The following is a 17,909-nucleotide window of genomic DNA, read 5'->3' as shown; positions in this document are numbered from 1 at the left end:
GAAGTGCTCGGCCATCGCGCCCTCGGCCTTGAGCTTGTTCATCCAGGTGATCTGCTGGTCCGAGACCTTGCGTCGCGCTTCCTCGACACTGAGGTCGATCTGGCCCTTGAAAGCGGAGTCGAGATTGGCGGCGGCGAGGATGTTGACGTCGCGTGTCGTGCCGATCACCGAGGGATCGGCGGCAACGATGTCGCGCAACTGGACGCGGGCGCCTTCCGAAAGGAAGCCCTTGAGCTTCTGGATCATCGGCTTGTCATCAGGAGAGATGCCGAGCTTGGCCACCAGCGCGTTTTCGGCGAGCTTGGGATAATTCGCCTTGATCAGAACGCTCGGATCGGTTGCGCGCTTGCCGGAAGGATCGATCACCTTCTCGTCGAACGTGATCGGCAGTGACACCGTCGTCTGCCAGAAGGCGGTGTAGCCTTTCGAGACGATGGTGATCAGCATGATTGCCAGGAACGCCAGGCCTACGGAAATCGCCACGACGCCATAGATGCGGAAACGTCGTTCGGCGGCGTAACGGGCCTTCAGGCCGATGTCGCGGCGCGGATGGGCCGCCGGCCTGACCATCGTATCCATGGGAATGTCGGTCATTCGTACTGCTCCCGATATTTGCGCACGATGTAGAGCGCGACGATGTTCATCACCAGCGTCAGCGTGAACAGCGTCAGGCCGAGCGCGAAGGCGACCAGCGTCTGCGGCGAATTGAACTCGAGGTCGCCGGTGAGCTGGTTGACGATCTTGACGGTGATGGTCGTCATCGCCTCGAACGGGTTGATGGTGAGGTTGGCGGCGACGCCCGCCGCCAGCACGACAATCATCGTTTCGCCGATGGCGCGCGAGGCAGTCAGCAGGATGGCGCCGACGATGCCGGGCAGTGCAGCCGGCAGGATCACCCGCTTGATCGTCTCCGAGCGGGTCGCGCCGAGGCCGAGCGACCCGTCACGCATGGCGCGCGGCACCGCGGTTATGATGTCGTCTGAGAGAGAGGAGACGACCGGGATCAGCATGACGCCCATGACCAGGCCGGCGGTGAAGATGCTCTGGCCCTGGATGAACGGCGAGCCGCCGGTCAGCGCCGCGGACAGGTCGCGCAGGAACGGCCCAAGCGTGACGACGGCGAAGATGCCGTAGACGATGGTCGGTATGCCGGCCAGCAGTTCAAGCGCCGGCTTGACCACCGAGCGCACCCTGGGCGTTGCGTATTCGGCCATGTAGACAGCCGACATCAGCCCGACCGGCACCGCCACCAGCAGCGCGACGGCGGCGATATAGAGCGTGCCGGCAAGAAGCGGGATCAGGCCGAACTGGCCCTGGCTGCCGCCCGAACCGGCAGCGGCAAAACGCGGATCCCAGACCGTGCCGAAGAAGAAACTCATCGGCGAGACGCTCTCGAAGAAGGTGATCGTCTGGAACAGCATCGAAAGCACGATGCCGACGGTGGTCAGGATGGCGATGGTGGAGGCGGCAAGCAGCCCCCACAGCATCAACCGCTCGACATTGTTGCGCGCCCTGGCGCGCGGCTCGATCTGCCTGAGCGCATAGAAGGCACCGGCGATCGAGGAAGCGAGAATGACAATGGCACCGAACAGGCCGAGCCGGTCCTGGACCTTGTTCGCCTCGACGGCGATCGGGATCATGTAATCCTGTGTGTCGCTCGCCAGTGCCACGCCCTTGGCGGCGAGCAGCGGCTGCAACTCGGCAAAGCTGGCAGGCATTGCGGCCAGTGTGCCAGCATCGAGTTTGCGCAGGCCCCTGGCGAGGCTCTTTACCAGGCTGACATCCAGTGCCTCGCTGGCAACCTTGCTGTCGACGGTACGCTCGGGCAAGGCAGCGTGGATGTGCCGGTCAAGATAGACCGAAGAACCGACGGCCCAGACGGCAAGCAGCAAAAGAGCAGGCAGGACGGCGAGCAGGAAGGCCCACCAGCCGTGATAGTGGGCACGCGAATGCGGCTTGACCTTGCCATTGTCCTGGGCCGCGGCACGCTGCCGGCCGATGAAAAAGGCAACCAGGCCGACGGCAACGACGATGGCCAGTACGAGCAAGGACGACATGGACCCACCCCAAGGGAAATTCTGACGCAGCCGCCATTGCGGCCTGCGGTGAAACCGGGGCGCGGATTTGACCCGCACCCCGGTTCGGCAGCTTGATTACATCGACTTTCCGGCGGCGAAAGCGTCACGCTGGGCCTGACGCTCGGCATCCGGAGCAGCAACGAGGCCGTATTCGGCGAGCGGGCTTTCCGGGCCAACCATCTGGTCGTCGAGGAAGAACTCGACATATTCCTTGAGGCCGGGAACGACGCCCAGATGCGCCTTCTTGACGTAGAAGAACAGCGGGCGCGAGACGGGATACTTGCCGCTGGCAATCGTCTCGGTCGAAGGCACGATACCTTCCACGGTGGCGACCTTCAGCTTGTCGGCATTGTTCTCATAGAAGGCGAGGCCGAACACGCCGACGCCGGTCTTGTTGGAGTCGATGCGGGCGAGCGTCTCGGTATAGTCGCCATCGATGTCGACGGCCTTGCCGTCCTTGCGGATGGCAATGCAGGTTTTGCCGATTTCCTTGTCGTCGGCAATGCCGGCGGCCTTGAGAGCAGCCTTGTCACAGCCGGCATCGAGGAGCTTGGTCTCGAACACTTCGCGCGTGCCGTGCTTTTCGCCCGGAATGTAGGCGGCGATGTCCCAGTCGGGCAGCTTCGGATTGACCTGGCTCCACTTGGTGTTCGGATTGTCGACGAGCTTGCCGTCGACGACCAGCTTGGCCGCGAGCGCCTTGTAGATGTCGGCGGGAACCAGCGCCCAGTCCGGGCCCTTGATGTCGGTGGCGAAGACGATGCCGTCATAGCCGATCCGGACTTCCTGGACTTCCTTCACGCCGGCGGCGGCGCAGGACTTGAGTTCGTCCGCCTTGATCGGACGCGACGAGTTGGCGATGTCGATCGTGTCTTCGCCGACGCCCTTGCAGAATTCCTTGATGCCGGCGCCGCTGCCGCCGGATTCGACGACCGGGGTCTTGAAGTTGGTGAACGTTTCGCCGAACTGCTCGGCAACGATCTTGGCATAAGGTAACACGGTCGATGATCCGGCGACCTGGATCTGGTCGCGCGCGGCGGCGAAGCCGGACGACGCGGCGAGCGCAAGCGCAGCGGCCGACGCCGTATAGAGGAATTTCTTCATGTGGCCTGCTCCTGTTCGGAAGATGGTCTCTCGGCGCTCGTCAGTCGGCGCCCGCTGAGGCCAATAGCCTTCGATTATAACAGTCGCATGACAGTTTGATGTCACCCCGGTAACGCGTCATCGCGATGAGCAAAACGCCGCCTGGCCGGCACTGACCACGCAGCCCGGCTTTGTCCCCGGAATCAGAGACTTGCTCCGCTTGGGGCCGAGATTGGCCGGCGATTTGGGGTTAGCCGGCCTTTACGAAAAAAAGCCGGACGGGAGCGCGTTGCTCTCAGCCAGACGGTGTCATGGCCGGGCCATCGCCGAAAACAGGTCCGTTGGGGTAGGTTGACGCTGTCTCATGCCGGCGGTCGCTGCTCCCGCCCGTAACTGGAAAGGGAGGAATCGAACGCCGCCATTGTCTCGACTGGATACAACCTTTGATATGGTGCGATCGCACCATAGTCTTGGCCGCTGGCAGGGCGCGAATCTTCGCCGTATTTCCGGCACTCGGACAGGCAGGACCGGCCCTACCCGGCGTTGCGCTGAGCCTGCCGGCTGGCGCCGACCCAGCGCTCGACCTTCTCGAGCAGCGCCCGGGGACTGATCGGCTTGGGCAGATAGTCGTCCATGCCTGCCTCCAGGCAGCGCTCGCGGTCGCCCTTCAGCGCATGCGCGGTGACGCCGACGATCGGCACATGCGTGCCGGTTTCTTCCTCCAGCCGGCGAATGGCGGCGGTCGCTTCGAGACCGTTCATCTCCGGCATGGAGACATCCATCAGGATCATGCACGGGTTGAGCCGGCCGAAGGCGTCGAGCGCCTTGCGGCCATTGCCGACGATCTCGAAACCATAACCGGTCTCGCCGAGGATCTGGGTGAACACCATCTGGTTCACCTCATTGTCCTCGGCCACCAGTATGTCCAGCCTGTCGCCACCAGCCGCCACCGGTGGCCGCGGGCGAATCGAAGGCGGCTGCAGCAGCGCCCGCTGTTCGGACGGTGCCGAGGGCTGCGGCCGCGTCACATTGCTCGCAGCGACGTCGGCCGCGAGCGGCTGCGCGTCGCTGCCGCCAGTGTTGTGGCGATGCCGCTGGATGGTGGCGACCAGCGTTTCCAGCAGCACCGAAGAGCGCGCCGGCTTGATCAACTGGGCATCGATGCCGAGATCGCGATAGCTGGTGTTGGCGAGCGACTGGTCGACCGAGGTCAGCATGATGATCGGCGTTCCGGCAAGGCCAGCGGTGTTGCGCACGATCCGCGCCATTTCGGCGCCGCTCATTTCAGGCATCTGGTAGTCGAGCACGACGCAATCGACCGGCACGCCATAGGCGGCTGCGGCGATCAGCACCTTGAGGCCTTCGGCGCCGCTTTCGGCCGCGCAGGAATCGAACGTCCATGATGTCATCTGCTCGGTCAGGATCGCCCTGTTGACGGCATTGTCGTCGACGATCAGCACGCGCGCGCCGGTCACGTCGATCGGCATGATGCGTTGTCCGTTCTGCTGTCCGGCCCTCGGCAGCGTCACCGAGAACCAGAACGTCGAACCCTTGCCTTCGGCGCTTTCGACCCCGATGTCGCCGCCCATCAGCTCGACGAGCCGCGAGGTGATGGCGAGGCCGAGGCCGGTCCCCTCGTGCCGCCGCGTCGATGAAGTGTCGACCTGGCTGAATTTCTCGAACACCAGTTTCAGTTTTTCCTCGGGGATACCGATGCCCGTATCGGTGACCGAAATGGTGAGCTTCGTTCCGGCTGGAACCCTCTCGCCGGTGACGTCGACCAGCACATGGCCCTCATCAGTGAATTTCACCGCATTGCCGAGCAGGTTGGTGACGATCTGCCTGATGCGGCCGACATCGCCGATGAATAGGCTCTCGAGCCGAGGCTCGACACGTACGATCAGCTCGAGGTCCTTCTCCTTGGCGCGCGTCGACACCAGCGTCGCCACGTCCTCGATCGCCTCGGCCAGATTGAAGGGCGCCGGATCGAGCACCAGCTGACCGGCATCGATCTTGGAGAAGTCCAGTATGTCGTTGATGATGGTGAGCAGCGCATTGCCCGACTTCACGATGATGTCGGTAAACGTCTTCTGCTTCGGGTCGAGGTCCGATTTGGCCAGCAGTTCGGCCATGCCGAGCACGCCGTTCATCGGCGTACGTATCTCATGGCTCATATTGGCGAGGAATTCCGACTTGGCGCGGTCGGCGAGCACGGCGCGCTGACGCGCCTCGCGCAGTTCGGCCTCCCGCATCTTCAGCTCGGTGATGTCGGTGGTCGAGCCGATCAGGTAGAGCGAACCGTCGGAGGCGATCATCGCGCCCTTGCGGGCGAATTGATGCCTGACGCTGCCGTCGGCCAGCGTCACCGTCTCTTCGACCTCCTGAGTTTCGCCGGTGCGCAGCACGGCGAGGTCGCCATTGACAAAGGCCTCGCCATCCGGCCCGAAAATCTCGATGTCGGTCTTGCCGATGGCCTCTTCCTTGCTGAAGCCCGTCAGATCGCACCAACCCTTGTTGACATAGAACTGCCGGAGATCGGAGCGCTTGGCGTAGATCGATACCGGTACATTGTCGATCAGGCTGCGGAACACCTCGTTCTCGCGCATGCTTTCTTCCAGCGCACGCTCGCGTGCCTTGACGTCGGTGATGTCGGTGCTCGAACCGACCAGATGCACCGACCCGTCCAGCGCCACCAGGCGGCTCTTGCGGGTCATCAACTGCCGAACCGTGCCGTCGCGATGGGTGACGGGTTCCTCGACCTCCTTGACGACGCCCGTCACGGCGACTTGCGTGTCGTCATGGCTGTAGCCATCCGCGTCCTGCGCGCCGAACAACTGCCGGTCGGTGCGGCCGATGACATCCTCCTTTGCCAAGCCGGTGATCGCGCACCAAGCCTTGTTGACGAATTCGATGCTCAGGTCCTGCGCCTTGATGAAGGCGGCCACCGGCAACTCGTCCATCACATGCCGGAACAGGTCGATCTGGCGCATGGAATCGCGCAATGCCGCCTCGCGGCTCTTGATCTCGGAGATGTCGACGCGAACGCCGATGAAGGTGCCGTCGTCGGTCCGCATGTCGTAGACCTGATACCAGCGGCCATCGGGATTGTGACGCTCGTAGGAGGAACTGGGCAAGCGGTAGCGGGCGAGGATCGCGTCCAGCCAGCGGTCATGATCGCTGTCGTAGAGCTGGTCGATTTGCGGATCGCCGCTGCTGCGGAAATAGCCGTTCGCATGACCCAGCACGAGTGCTTCGCGGAATGTACAGCCGGGCTGCCACGCCGGCTTCAAGGCCGGCAGCGTATCCTGGATCTTGCGGTTGGCGAAAACGAACCTGTCGTCGCGATCGTAGATGATCACGGCGGCCGGCAAGGATTCCAGCACGCTGGCGAGATGCTTGCGTGCGTCCTGCGCCTCCGTCTCGCGGCGCTTCATGTCGGAAATGTCGAACAGGAAGCCGGCAACGTAGTTGCGGCCGCTGGCCATGCCGACGCGGCTCTTCCGGACGATGCGCGAGCGGCTGGCGCCGTCGACCTCGAAATTCTCTTCCACTTCGTACGGCCGCCCGGTGGCAAGGACGTCACGTTCGCTCTGCTCGAAAAGCGCGACAGCGTTCGTTGGGAGGAAATCGCCGCCGGGCTTGCCGAGCATGGCTTGCGGCGTCTGGCCAAACAGAGCGGCGAACGCCTCGTTGACGAAGACGAAACGCAGATGGTCGTCCTTGACGAAGATCGGATCCTTGACGGCGTTGATCACCGCTTCCGCCAGCCGCGCTTTCTCCAGCGCGTCGGCAAGTTCGGCCTCCCGGTCCTTCATGTCGGTGACGTCGACATAGGAGATCAGCCGCTTCCCGCCGGCCAGCGGCGCCATCGACGATATCAGCGTGCGGCCGTCATTGCGTGGGAACTGCCGCGATCCGGCGATACCGGCCCTGATTTCCGCCTCGCGCTCGGCGATATGCCGCTGCCATGACGCGTCGTCGGAGCCAAACGGATCGATGTCGCGGCTGGCGTCCATCAGATCGCGAAAGCTGCAGCCGATCTCGGCGCGCCGCGCGTCGATCTGCCAGAAATCATAGAAAGCACGGTTGATGATCTCGGCGCGCATATCGGCGTCGAGCACGAGGACACCGATCGGCATCTGGTCGACCATTGTGCGGAGACTGGCGAAGGTCTCGGCATTCCTGGCATTGGCGCTTTTGATCTCCGCATCGCGCTGCTTGATCTCGGTGACCTCATAGTAGGTCAGCAGCCGCTTGCCCCCGGACAACGCCGTCACCGAAAACATCATCGTCCTGCCGTTGGCATGGACAAATTCGCGCGGCGCGACGGATCCGGCGCGAATCTCGTCGAGGCGAGTAGCGAGGTAGCGCTGCCATTGCTGTTCGTCGATGTCGCCATAGATGCCGCTGCGGCGGTTGAGCTCCATCAACAGGCTGAACGGAGCGCCGACGGCAACAGCGCCGTCCGGAATCCTCGAGAGGTCGCGATAGGCCTTGTTGACGATCAGCGTGTCGAGCCTGGCATCGAGAAGCACGACGCCCATATGCATGGCGTCCATCGTCCGCTCGAGGTCGGCCAGATGCTGGTCGGGCTCGCCGTCACCCGATGGTTCCCGCCCCAGATTTTTGAAGGCGCCGGCCAGAGCCGTGACGTTGCGGCCGATGCCGCGATAGCCGGCAAATCTTCCTTCGTCGTCGAACTTTGGAAAGCCTGACGTCAAAACCCAGCGACAGTCGGCGCTGCCAGCCTTGAGCTCGTAGACGAAGTCGCGAAAAGGCCGGTGCGCCTGCAGATCCTCCAGATGCGCCGCGCCACTGCGATCGCCGTTCAGGACCTGGTTGAGGAAGTCGAAGCGGAACCGGCCAAGCACGTTTGCCGGATCGATGCCGGTGGCGGCCTGGTAATTTTGCGAAAGCCAGGAGAAGCGCAGTTCGGCGTCCGTTTCCCAGACCCAGTCCGAACCGGCTTCGACGAGTCGGCGAAGCGCATCGTTCGAATCCATGCAAGAGGCGGACGATGAGGCATCGTCGCCATGCACCGTGGATCTGCGAGGCCCGCGCTTGCCGCGCGCGCCGATTGTTTCGTCCGCTTCCGCCATGCCGTCCCCACCCCGAAAACCAAGGCCGAACCCTCCTCCGCGGTTCGTCGGCGGAATCTGCCCGAGAAGCATTAAGGATCCGCTAACCTTAACGGTCGGTTGGACAGGATTGCGCGGCGCGGTCTGCTTCATTCCGCCCGGTTGTCGGCGGGGTCGAACCCGCTATATAAGCAACGGCAGGGGTATTGCTGATGCTTGGACGGATTGTGCCTTTTTTCATGGGGCTGGCGCTGCTTTTCGGCGGCGGTTGCTCGCGCAGTTATGACGGCACGGTCGTCATCCCGAGACCGCTTGATGTCCGGCGATTCTGGGATCGGCCGCCACCGAATGTCGACTATGGGCAATCCGAGGTCGAGAACGGCGCTTTTCCTGTGGCGCCGCAGCCGGACCGGCGTTTTTCCGAGCGCAAGGTCAGCCATGCCGCACCGAGACGGCACCAGACGAGGTTGCCTGCGTCCGCTTCCCTATCGGCGCCAGCGAAACCGCTGACCTGCAGGAACGTCAGCGAGCCTGGCAAGAGAGCTCGCATGGTCTGCGATTAGATCGGAGCGGGTCCCTAAAAGCGGGACCCGGTTTTCGGATGGGATGCGATCAAGACGCGATCCGCGGATAGCTTCGGTGACCTGGCCTCACAGTGAAGCAGCGCCCTTTTTCGGCTCCTTCGCACCGAGCTTGTCGAGTGCAAGACGAACCTGACGCAGATCTTCCTGCCAGCCGTCATCGTCGTCCATCGGACCCTCCGAGGCAGCCCGCTGCAGCCCACGCGCCTCGGATTCGATCTCGCGCAGTTCGGCGATTTTCTGTTCGGTGGTCAGCGAGTCATCTTCGACGATCTCCAGCACCCGCATTTCCCGGAACGTAGCCACGGCGTTTCTCCCGGCTGATGTCGATCACAACGCCGTGAGCGCCTCTCTGTTCCAGCCGGATCAGGCAACCGCATCGCAGCAGGCACGCCGCAGCCGGTGATCGCCAATTGGGGAAGCCGGCGATCATTCGGCCGGGAAAAACGCCGGGCCGACCACGCGCACCGACCGCTTGCCGGCCTCGATCGAAAGGTGCTGGGCGGCACCTGGCGCTTCGGCATCGATTCCAGGGACGGCCGCAACCGTGCCGAGATCCGGCTTCGCCGTCGGCAGCGGAATAATGGCATTGCGCATGTTGGCGGGCGTCACAGTCCTGGCTCGCAGTTCGGTGACCCGCTGGTAGTATCGCTTGACGTCGCATGCCTTGAAATTCGCATCATCGCGATATCTGAAGGCCGCCGGCAGTTCGGTATAAGGCTTGCGCGTGTCGAGCGCGACCATCTGGTCGGTTTCGAGGCTGGCATCGCTCAACGTGTAGAGGTCGACGCTGGGGTCATCGCAGATGTAACGGCATTGATCGGCCGTCTCCTTCAGATCACCGCTGGCGGCGAATTGCGACTTTGGCGCCGGGAAGAAATACCCGTCCGACAGACGCACGCAAAACAGCATCGCATTGCCGCCGAACGTGGTGCTCGCCGATTGGGTGCCGGGCGCGGCGCGCGCAGACCGTTGCTTTGCCGAAGGCGCGCAGCCAAGCGCCACGAGGCGCGCTTGCAGACCCGCCGTGTCGCGGCCTGAATTCCCGGCGGCAGCGATCCGGCGCTGCACATCCGAGCGGCTCCTGGCGAGATCGGCGCAAGCGTTGAAGAGACCACCAAGCGAACTTTTCGCCGTGCACTGGCGCTGTCTCTCGATAGTCTGGATGGCTGCAAGTTGCCGGCGCAGTTGAGCAAGCTCCGGGTTCGCCCCGTTGCTGCGGCCACCCGAAAGCAACTGGCTTCTGATCGCGCCGCAGCTGTCCGCGTAGGACGAAAGCGTCCCGAACAAAACCGCCGCCAGCGAAATCAATGCGACCATCATGGAAGGCCAGAAACGGATCATCGGACAACTCGGTCCTTTTTGCGGAGAACCCGGAATTACAGTCCATAACTTACACAAGCTTCAGCTATATGAGTAAACTCTAATTATCTCAAGAACTTCAGCTCGAATAAGCTTTTGTCTATTGTATTATGTCATCTCGTGTAAATTCGATATTACATTTTTATTTCAAGATTGAGACGAACCTCGAAGGAAAGCGCAAGCCCGACCCTCGCCGCGGACCTGCAACGAAACGGACCGCCATTATCGCCAGGCGTTCGAAACCTTTGCCCGGTCTTCCGCGTTGAAGGACCAAAGGGAGAACGCAGATGTCGATCCACTTCACCGTCTCGGACCTGACAAGAAACCTGTTTCACTCGCTGGGGCTGGATCAGCGCGCGCCAAGGCCTCTCAATCCCGAACAAAGCCTGTTGCTGGAATGCTATCTGGCCGGTCAGGTTCCAGAATCGGCCTGGAACGACTACGTCTTCGAAACGCCCGATCTTGCCCGGCATGCCGCGGCAAGGCGCAGTCACCATTGAGCCGGCGGCGGGTGCCTACTTGGGAGAGGCGAATTGCAACGTGAACACGTTGCCGGCGATGCCTTGCGCCAGTTTCGCTGAGAAGGTCAGGGGCAGACAATTCTGCAAGGCGGTCGTTGCGGCGTCGACAAAGGACTTCTTCGCCTTGGCATCGCCTTCCACCTTGATGGCTGTCGGCCTCGGTGGGCCGATCAGCGTGCCGTCCCGCTTGAAGCTGAAGCTCAAGGTGACGCTGGCGGTTCCCGCTCCCGCCGGCGGTGTCCAGCAAGCCTGGATCGCGGCCCCGACATCGTCCATCGTGTTGAGTTCAGCTGCACTTGACGCATGAACAGCGCCCGCCAGCATCACGCCCGCAACCGCAATCCGTCTCGCAACGCTTTTCATCGCCAGCCCTCACGCCTGACCACGGTCCATCTGGGACGCTCAATGGATGGTAGGGCCAACGTCGGCAATGGCAATATCTCTCGGCAAACTTGACGCCGAAAAAGCGACACCTGACTGGGCTTGCGCGGTCTGATCGCTGCTCGATCGCGCCCGGCGATAAAGCAATGCCGGGTTAAGTGTGAAACGGTTTTCCCGGAAAAGCGCATAACGCTTTTCCCTTGGGAATTGCGTCGAACAAAGCGTGCGAAAAGCAAAAGGCCGGCATTGCGCCGACCTTTCCTATCGCTGCGACGTTCTGCGCCAGTACATCCGTGGTCGCGGGCCGAAAGCGAATTGCCTGCAGTAGACAGGGCTTTGGTTAACGAACCCTTAAGCTCAGGCCTTGGCCTGGGACTTCACATGGGCGATATAACCGCGCACGTCGCCGGCCGGCTCGCTATAGGCCTTGCCGAGCTTCTTCTCGATCGCCGCCACATAGTCCTTCGCCCATGTGGGCAAGGCATAGTCGATGACGGCCAGAAATTCGAGCGTCGCCGCCAGCCGGATATCGGCGATCGACGGATGCTTGCCGCCGATGAACGGCTTGCCGTCCCTGAAGAACGAGTGGAAGACCTCCAGCGGCTCGGCGATCGCCGCCATCGCCGCCTTCTGGGCTTCGGACTTCTTGTCGGGATGGGCGTCGCTGTGGCCGACCTCGCCGGCATAGTGCGGGAAGCCGAGCGCCGGATAGGTGGCGCGCGCCACATAGGGGTAGAGCGTGCCGATCAGGTAGAACATCGCACTGTCGACCATCGCCCGCTTGGCCGGTGCCTTCGGATAGAATTTCTCCAGCCCGTGCTTGTTGGCGAGATATTGCATGATGGCGCAGCTTTCCCACAGCACGCCTCTGGGCAGGCCCTTGTCCTCGATCATCGGCGTCAAATGGGCGGGATTTCGCGCCATGAACTCCGGCGAACGGGTGTGGCCCCAGGCATCGGTCTCGGCGTGGTCGAAACCCGCCGCGCGCGCAAACACCCGCACGGTCATGTTGTTGACGCTGGGCTTCAGCATGCTGAGCTTCAGCGTCGGCTTCTTGGCCGGCTTGGCCTTGGCCCTTGGCGCGGCATTTGCCGTCGCCTTCACGGCAGGCTTGGCGGCCGCCTTGGCTTTTGGCTTTGCCGCAGCTTTCGCCGCCGGCTTGGCGGCAGCTTTGGCCGCGGATTTCCCGGCAGTCTTCGTCGCTGTCTTGGCCATCTTGTTCCTCCCTCTGGTCTGCTCAGTATGGGTTCTTCGGCGCCCGATCGTCCGACAGGGTGGCACGGGAACGCTCTACGAGCGTCTGGATCGCATCGGCGAGATGCACTTCGGCGATGTTGTAGTCGCCGCGCCCGACCCGCAGCCTGTGCGCTTCCATCAGCACATCCGCATGGGTGAAGCCCGCCGGCGGTTCGAAGCGGTAGGACGCCAACTCGATCAGCAAGCCGAGCGGATCCTCGAAATAGATCGAATCCATGAAACCGCGATCCTTGACGCCGCTGTGCTTGATGCCGCGCTCGTCAAGCCGGGAGACCGCCTGCAGGAAGGTGACGCGCGACACCGAAAAGGCGATGTGGTGAACACAGCCCGGATCGGTCGGCGTGCGCCGCTTCTCCGGCGTCCGGCTCTCGTCGGTGAAGATAGTGATCAGCCGGCCGTCGCCGGGATCGAAATAGAGGTGGCTTTCCCTCGGCTTGTCGAGATTGGGCTGTTCGAAGATGAACGGCATGCCGAGCACGCCTTCCCAGAAATCGATAGAGGTCTGGCGCCCGGCGCCGACCAGCGTGATGTGATGGACGCCCTGCGATTGCAGCTTCTGCATTGGCCTTCCTCCCCCATGGATCAACTGGCCTTACGGACAGCGCGGCGTTCTGCGCGCCGCTGGAGCCGTACCCCAGGATCCATGATGTGATGCTAATGCAAACAGCTCCGCGGCGCCAGAAGCGACGAACGCGGTGACGCAACGGATAAAGCCGACTGATGGAAAGTGCGCCGTCCGCACTTCCGATGCCCGGCATCGGAAGCACGTACGCGCTGCGCTTTGGAGGCTGAGATCGGCGAATCCGGCCGATAGCCGACCGAATTGATGTACCGACTTACGAGCCGCTGCTGTTGACCGTAGTGCCGACGGTCGTGAAGATCCCGTTGAGCGAATTGCCAACCGCCCCGGCGCCGGTGATGATCGCGAGCGCGATGAGAGCTGCGATCAAGCCATACTCGATCGCGGTCGCGCCAGACTCGTCCCAAGCGAAACGATAAGCTATTTTCTGCATTTCAACCTCCTACAGCTACTAAAGCGAAAACTAATATTCGCCGTGAGTTGCGGGGACGTTAAGGTTCTCGGTTTCGCGTCCGTTAACATTTGCCAGACGAATGAAATAAAGGCCGGGCTGGTTGGCGCCACTGGCATTTTTTAAGGCTGCGGCTACCTGTGCAGAGCGGGTTTCCCGGACGCCACAGTATCGAGGCTCCGCGACTTCAGAAACGAAATCGACGGCATCCTGCAAAGTTGTCGAAAAACTTGGTACGCCCAAGGGGAATCGAACCCCTGTTCCCGCCGTGAGAGGGCGGTGTCCTGACCGCTAGACGATGGGCGCGTTCAAGAACCGGCGATATAGGCTGAGCGCTGGGAAAAAGCAACTGGGGTTAGGCCGCTTTCCCCGGTCGAGGAAAAGCCGGCCGTCAGCCTATCGTTTCGGTTCGATCAGATCCCAGAGATTGCCATGCAGATCGGCGAAAACCGCCACCGTGCCGTAGGGCTCGAAGCGCGGTGCTTCGCGGAATTCGACGCCTTTCTCCAGCATCGCCGCGTGGTCGCGGGCAAAGTCGTCGGTTTCCAGGAACAGGAAGACACGCCCGCCGGTCTGATCGCCGATACTTTTGCTTTGCGCCTCGTCGGAAGCCTCGGCCAGCAGCAGCCTGGCGCCCTGCCCGTTGGCCGGCGCCACTGTGACCCAGCGCTTGCCGCCGCCGAGATCGACATTTTCGACGAGCAGGAAACCCAGCCTCTCGACATACCAGGCAATCGCCTCGTCATAATTGGCGACGACCAGGGCGACCGTGGCGACGCGACGATGTTCGGCGAACCCGCTCATCCCCGAGGCTTGCTCATGGGCCTGCTGCCGTTCATCGTTGCGGCTCGGTCACTTGTTGCGGATCGCAAAGCGGCCGATCAGGCGTCGCTCGGTGATGTCGTAGACGAAGATCGTCCGGCTGCCGTCGGCAAGCTCGGCGTCGATCGAGACACGGTTGCCGGACAGCGACTGGCTGACCACCTTGGCCCCGACCGGCAGCACGATGTCGCCGCTGACCGGTTCGCCGGCGGGTGTCTGGATATCCCCGGCCAGCGGCGGGTTCGCCGGCGGTGCATTGCGCGCTTTGTAGACAAGGGCGCCGATCACCACCATAAGGGCGAGGAACAGCAGGCCGAGATTGATCCCGACGAAGCGGACGAGTTTCCTGCGCACCTTTTCGACCTCGGGGTCGAGCGGCTTATCCTGGTCTTCTTCGGCGATCGGGCTGGCCATGGCAAACAGTTCCGGAACGGTTTTTCAATGAGCGCTCATAACGAAGAGGCCCCTGAATTGATAGAGGCGGTACCGACCGTGCTGGTGGCGGATGCGGACGCGGCCGGTCAGCGCCTCGACCAGTGGCTGGCGGCAAGGCTTGGTCCGGACATGTCACGCAGCCGCGTGCAGATGCTGATCAGGCAGGGCGCGGTCTGGGTCGACGGCAAGCTGATCGATGAGACCAAGCGCAAGATGGCGCCGGGCGAAAGCGTGTCGGTTACCATGCCGGAGCCGGAGCCGGCGGAGCCGCAGGGCGAGAACATCGCACTCGATGTGCTTTATGAGGACGACGAGCTGATTGTCATCAACAAGCCGGCCGGGCTTGTCGTGCATCCCGGAGCGGGCAACTGGACCGGTACGCTGGTCAACGCGCTGATCCATCATTGCGGCGACAGCCTTTCCGGCATTGGCGGCGTGCGGCGGCCAGGCATCGTTCACCGCCTCGACAAGGAGACCAGCGGCGTCATGGTGGTCGCCAAGACTGACCGCGCCCACAAGTCACTCTCCGAGGCTTTCGCCGATCACGGCCTCACCGGCGATCTCGAACGTGCCTATCTGGCGCTGGTCTGGGGCATACCGCAGAGGCCGACCGGAAGGGTCGACGCGCCTCTCGGCCGCGCCGCCGACCGCGTGCGCCGTGCCGTGGTGCCGGAAGGACGCGACGACGCCCGCCATGCGGTCACCCACTTTGCCGTGCAGGAGCGCTTCGGCGAGAGCCAACAGGAGTTCGCCACCGCCAGCATGGTCGAATGTCGGCTTGAGACCGGCCGCACCCACCAGATCCGTGTCCACATGGCGCATATCGGTCATCCGGTGATCGGCGACCCCGATTATGGCCAGGCCTTCCGCACCAAGGCCAACCGGCTGCCGGAACCGCTGAAAAGCCAGGTCAAGGTATTTCCCCGGCAAGCTTTGCATGCCTGGCTCCTTGCATTTCGCCACCCCACTACCCATTTAACGATGAGGTTCGAGGCGCCGTTACCGAGGGACATGGAGGAACTCGTCGGCGGCTTCCGCAAACTCTGAACCCGTCACCGACAAGCCATCAAAAAACCTGACTGGCATTGTTCACTTCACCGTGACACACTGTTTCGTGTTGAACAAATGCCTGTCTTTTCTGGTTTTGTTCCTGTATAAGATCCGATGTCGCGGGCGAGCCTTTTGGTGCTCGCGTCACATGCCCGCCGCGTTTCGGGGGCATCACTCCAATAGAGAGGGGGCGCTATCATGGCCCAGTCATTACCCAGTATCGTTTCCGGCGAAGGCGGCCTCAGCCGCTACCTGGAAGAAATCCGCCGCTTTCCCATGCTGCAGCCGCAGGAAGAGTACATGCTCGCCAAGCGTTATGCCGAGCATGAAGACACCTCCGCTGCGCACAAGCTCGTCACCAGCCACCTCAGGCTCGTCGCCAAGATCGCCATGGGCTATCGCGGCTATGGCCTGCCGATCGGCGAAGTGATCTCGGAAGGCAATGTCGGCCTGATGCAGGCCGTCAAGAAATTCGAACCCGAGCGCGGCTTCCGCCTCGCGACCTATGCCATGTGGTGGATCAAGGCCTCGATCCAGGAGTACATCCTGCGCTCGTGGAGCCTGGTCAAGATGGGCACGACCGCCAACCAGAAGCGCCTGTTCTTCAACCTGCGCAAGGTGAAGGGCAAGATCCAGGCGCTCGACGACGGCGACTTGAAGCCCGATCAGATCGCCGAGATCGCCACCAGGCTGAACGTTTCCGAAGCCGAAGTGGTGTCGATGAACCGCCGCCTGTCGGGCGATGCCTCGCTCAATGCCCCGATCCGGGCGAGCGAAGGTGAGTCCGGCGAGTGGCAGGACTGGCTGGTCGACGACCACGAAAGCCAGGAAGAGATGCTGATCGAGCAGGACGAGCTGGAAAACCGGCGCGGCATGCTGTCGGGCGCTCTTGCCGTGCTCAACGAGCGCGAGCGGCGCATCTTCGAGGCCCGTCGCCTCGCCGAGGAGCCGCTGACGCTGGAAGAGCTTTCGTCCGAATTCGACATCAGCCGCGAGCGCGTGCGCCAGATCGAGGTGCGCGCCTTCGAGAAGGTGCAGGATGCGGTCAAGGCCGCCGCCAAGCGCCAGACCCAGGCGCTGCGCACCATTGAGGCGCAGCCCGCAGCCTAAAGCCGGCTAAAGGCAACAAGATCTAAAGGCGGCGCCAGGAAACTGGCGCCGCTTTTTTTCTTGTGTGGTTGGCGAAAGCGGAGGCGACATCCGATCTCCCCCGCAAGGGGGAGATTGCAGCTTCGCCGGCAGCGATCTCTCAAAGCCCATCCAGCGGAAACTTCAGGTACCGCCGGCCATTCGCTTCGGGTTCGGGCAGCCTCCCGCCATTCATGTTGACCTGCAGCGCATGCAGGATCAGCCGCGGCATCGGCAGCGTCCTGTCGCGCGCCTCGCGCAGGGCGACGAACTCGGCCTCGCTGCGGGCGGCGGCAAGATGGGTGTTGGTCGCCTTCTGTATGGCGACCGTGCTTTCCCACAAGGGTTCGCGGCCGCCGGCCTGATAGTCATGACCGACGAACAGCCGCATCTCGTCCGGCAACGCCAGTATGTCCTGGATCGAGCGCCAGAGCCGCGCGGCACTGCCGCCGGGAAAGTCCGTCCTCGCTGTGCCGCTGTCGGGCATGAACAGCGTGTCGTGGACGAAGGCGGCATCGCCGATCACATAGGTGATCGACGCCAGCGTATGGCCGGGCGAGAACAGCACCTTGACCGGAAGCGTGCCGACCGTGAAGGTTTCGCCTTCACCAAACAGCCTGTCCCACTGCGAACCGTCGGCGGGAAAATCCGGCCAGTTGTAGATCGCCTTCCACAAATTCTGGACGTCGACGACCCTGTCGCCGATCGCTGTCGGCGCTCCGGTCTTCTCCCTCAGATAGTGCGCCGCCGAGAAATGATCGGCGTGCGGATGGGTGTCGAGGATCCATTCGACGCTCAGCCCCTGCTCGCTGACGAAGTCGAGCAGGATATCGGCATTCGTCGTTGCCGTAGCACCGGATTTCTCGTCGAAATCGAGGATCGGATCGATGATGGCGCAGCGTTTCGTCGCCTGGTCGGCGACGACATACTGGATGGCCCCGGTCGGCTTGTCGTAGAAGCCGCTGACCTGCGGCCTGGCCAAAGCTACGTCCAATTCTGGCTTCCCCAACTCTCGGTCGTCAGGAATGATTTTCTCTGACGACACCCGAGAGGAGCATGGTTGTCCGCTCGGGTGAGCCAGTCAAGTATCATTTCGCTCGCG

Annotated in this window: 17 protein-coding genes and 1 tRNA gene; 4 read left to right on the top strand and 14 right to left on the bottom strand. The window is 62.7% G+C overall.

Annotation, left to right across the window (positions count from 1 at the left end; translation table 11 throughout):
* The 4 genes from EN990_RS15175 to EN990_RS15160 all read right to left on the bottom strand — a co-directional run.
* Positions 1-594 (bottom strand): DUF3333 domain-containing protein (locus EN990_RS15175; RefSeq protein ID WP_127388320.1); only part of this gene is annotated, 594 nt, incomplete at its 3' end.
* On the bottom strand, positions 591-2,057 hold the full coding sequence (gene pstC / locus EN990_RS15170; protein ID WP_063169148.1) for a phosphate ABC transporter permease subunit PstC: 1,467 nt from the start codon (positions 2,055-2,057) through the stop codon (positions 591-593). The genes EN990_RS15175 and pstC, both read right to left, overlap by 4 nt.
* Positions 2,058-2,153: 96 nt before the next feature.
* Positions 2,154-3,182 carry a substrate-binding domain-containing protein gene (locus EN990_RS15165; protein WP_027163159.1) on the bottom strand — a complete coding sequence of 343 codons (1,029 nt, stop codon included), beginning with the start codon at positions 3,180-3,182 and terminating at the stop codon, positions 2,154-2,156.
* A 512-nt stretch (positions 3,183-3,694) separates the two neighbouring features.
* Positions 3,695-8,260, bottom strand: a complete 4,566-nt coding sequence (locus tag EN990_RS15160; protein WP_164753820.1) for a PAS domain-containing protein — start codon at positions 8,258-8,260, stop codon at positions 3,695-3,697.
* A gap of 191 nt (positions 8,261-8,451) precedes the next feature.
* Between EN990_RS15160 and EN990_RS15155 the strand changes: the two genes are divergently transcribed.
* Positions 8,452-8,802: a hypothetical protein gene (locus EN990_RS15155; protein ID WP_013529266.1), complete on the top strand. Its 351-nt coding sequence runs from the start codon at positions 8,452-8,454 to the stop codon at positions 8,800-8,802.
* Between the two features lie 87 nt (positions 8,803-8,889).
* Here EN990_RS15155 and EN990_RS15150 read toward each other — a convergent pair whose 3' ends face one another.
* Together EN990_RS15150 and EN990_RS15145 are read right to left on the bottom strand one after the other, a co-directional pair.
* Positions 8,890-9,126: a hypothetical protein gene (locus EN990_RS15150; protein WP_013529265.1), complete on the bottom strand. Its 237-nt coding sequence runs from the start codon at positions 9,124-9,126 to the stop codon at positions 8,890-8,892.
* Positions 9,127-9,249: 123 nt separating this feature from the next.
* Positions 9,250-10,164, bottom strand: coding sequence for a DUF2865 domain-containing protein (locus tag EN990_RS15145; protein WP_024503001.1), 915 nt, complete (start codon positions 10,162-10,164; stop codon positions 9,250-9,252).
* Between the two features lie 305 nt (positions 10,165-10,469).
* Here EN990_RS15145 and EN990_RS15140 point away from each other — a divergent pair, with 305 nt between their 5' ends.
* Positions 10,470-10,682 carry a hypothetical protein gene (locus EN990_RS15140; RefSeq protein WP_013529263.1) on the top strand — a complete coding sequence of 71 codons (213 nt, stop codon included), beginning with the start codon at positions 10,470-10,472 and terminating at the stop codon, positions 10,680-10,682.
* A gap of 15 nt (positions 10,683-10,697) precedes the next feature.
* Here EN990_RS15140 and EN990_RS15135 read toward each other — a convergent pair whose 3' ends face one another.
* From EN990_RS15135 to EN990_RS15105, 7 genes are all read right to left on the bottom strand, one after another.
* On the bottom strand, positions 10,698-11,027 hold the full coding sequence (locus EN990_RS15135) for a hypothetical protein (RefSeq protein ID WP_224620216.1): 330 nt from the start codon (positions 11,025-11,027) through the stop codon (positions 10,698-10,700).
* Positions 11,028-11,441: 414 nt separating this feature from the next.
* Positions 11,442-12,299: a glutathione S-transferase family protein gene (locus EN990_RS15130; RefSeq protein ID WP_127369309.1), complete on the bottom strand. Its 858-nt coding sequence runs from the start codon at positions 12,297-12,299 to the stop codon at positions 11,442-11,444.
* 22 nt (positions 12,300-12,321) lie between these two features.
* Positions 12,322-12,903 (bottom strand): VOC family protein, encoded by a 582-nt coding sequence (locus EN990_RS15125; protein ID WP_013529260.1) that lies wholly within the window; start codon positions 12,901-12,903, stop codon positions 12,322-12,324.
* A 274-nt stretch (positions 12,904-13,177) separates the two neighbouring features.
* The gene (locus EN990_RS15120; protein ID WP_063169152.1) at positions 13,178-13,354 is read right to left on the bottom strand and encodes a Flp family type IVb pilin; all 177 of its coding nucleotides are present in this window, start codon (positions 13,352-13,354) and stop codon (positions 13,178-13,180) included.
* Positions 13,355-13,603: 249 nt separating this feature from the next.
* Positions 13,604-13,678, bottom strand: a tRNA-Glu gene (locus tag EN990_RS15115).
* 90 nt (positions 13,679-13,768) lie between these two features.
* Complete coding sequence (locus EN990_RS15110; RefSeq protein ID WP_063169153.1) at positions 13,769-14,176, bottom strand: VOC family protein; 408 nt, start codon at positions 14,174-14,176, stop codon at positions 13,769-13,771.
* Between the two features lie 48 nt (positions 14,177-14,224).
* Positions 14,225-14,608 (bottom strand): fimbrial protein, encoded by a 384-nt coding sequence (locus EN990_RS15105; protein WP_013529257.1) that lies wholly within the window; start codon positions 14,606-14,608, stop codon positions 14,225-14,227.
* A gap of 27 nt (positions 14,609-14,635) precedes the next feature.
* Here EN990_RS15105 and EN990_RS15100 point away from each other — a divergent pair, with 27 nt between their 5' ends.
* Together EN990_RS15100 and rpoH are read left to right on the top strand one after the other, a co-directional pair.
* Positions 14,636-15,676, top strand: a complete 1,041-nt coding sequence (locus EN990_RS15100) for an RluA family pseudouridine synthase (RefSeq protein WP_127369310.1) — start codon at positions 14,636-14,638, stop codon at positions 15,674-15,676.
* Positions 15,677-15,877: 201 nt separating this feature from the next.
* On the top strand, positions 15,878-16,789 hold the full coding sequence (gene rpoH, locus EN990_RS15095; protein WP_013529255.1) for an RNA polymerase sigma factor RpoH: 912 nt from the start codon (positions 15,878-15,880) through the stop codon (positions 16,787-16,789).
* A 139-nt stretch (positions 16,790-16,928) separates the two neighbouring features.
* Here rpoH and EN990_RS15090 read toward each other — a convergent pair whose 3' ends face one another.
* The gene (locus EN990_RS15090) at positions 16,929-17,801 is read right to left on the bottom strand and encodes an MBL fold metallo-hydrolase (RefSeq protein ID WP_064993255.1); all 873 of its coding nucleotides are present in this window, start codon (positions 17,799-17,801) and stop codon (positions 16,929-16,931) included.
* Positions 17,802-17,909: the final 108 nt, after the last annotated feature.

The organism is Mesorhizobium sp. M7A.F.Ca.US.005.03.1.1 (assembly GCF_003997975.1).
In the GTDB taxonomy this organism is placed as follows: Bacteria; Pseudomonadota; Alphaproteobacteria; order Rhizobiales; family Rhizobiaceae; genus Mesorhizobium; species Mesorhizobium ciceri.
This window is presented reverse-complemented; position numbering and strand designations above follow the sequence as displayed.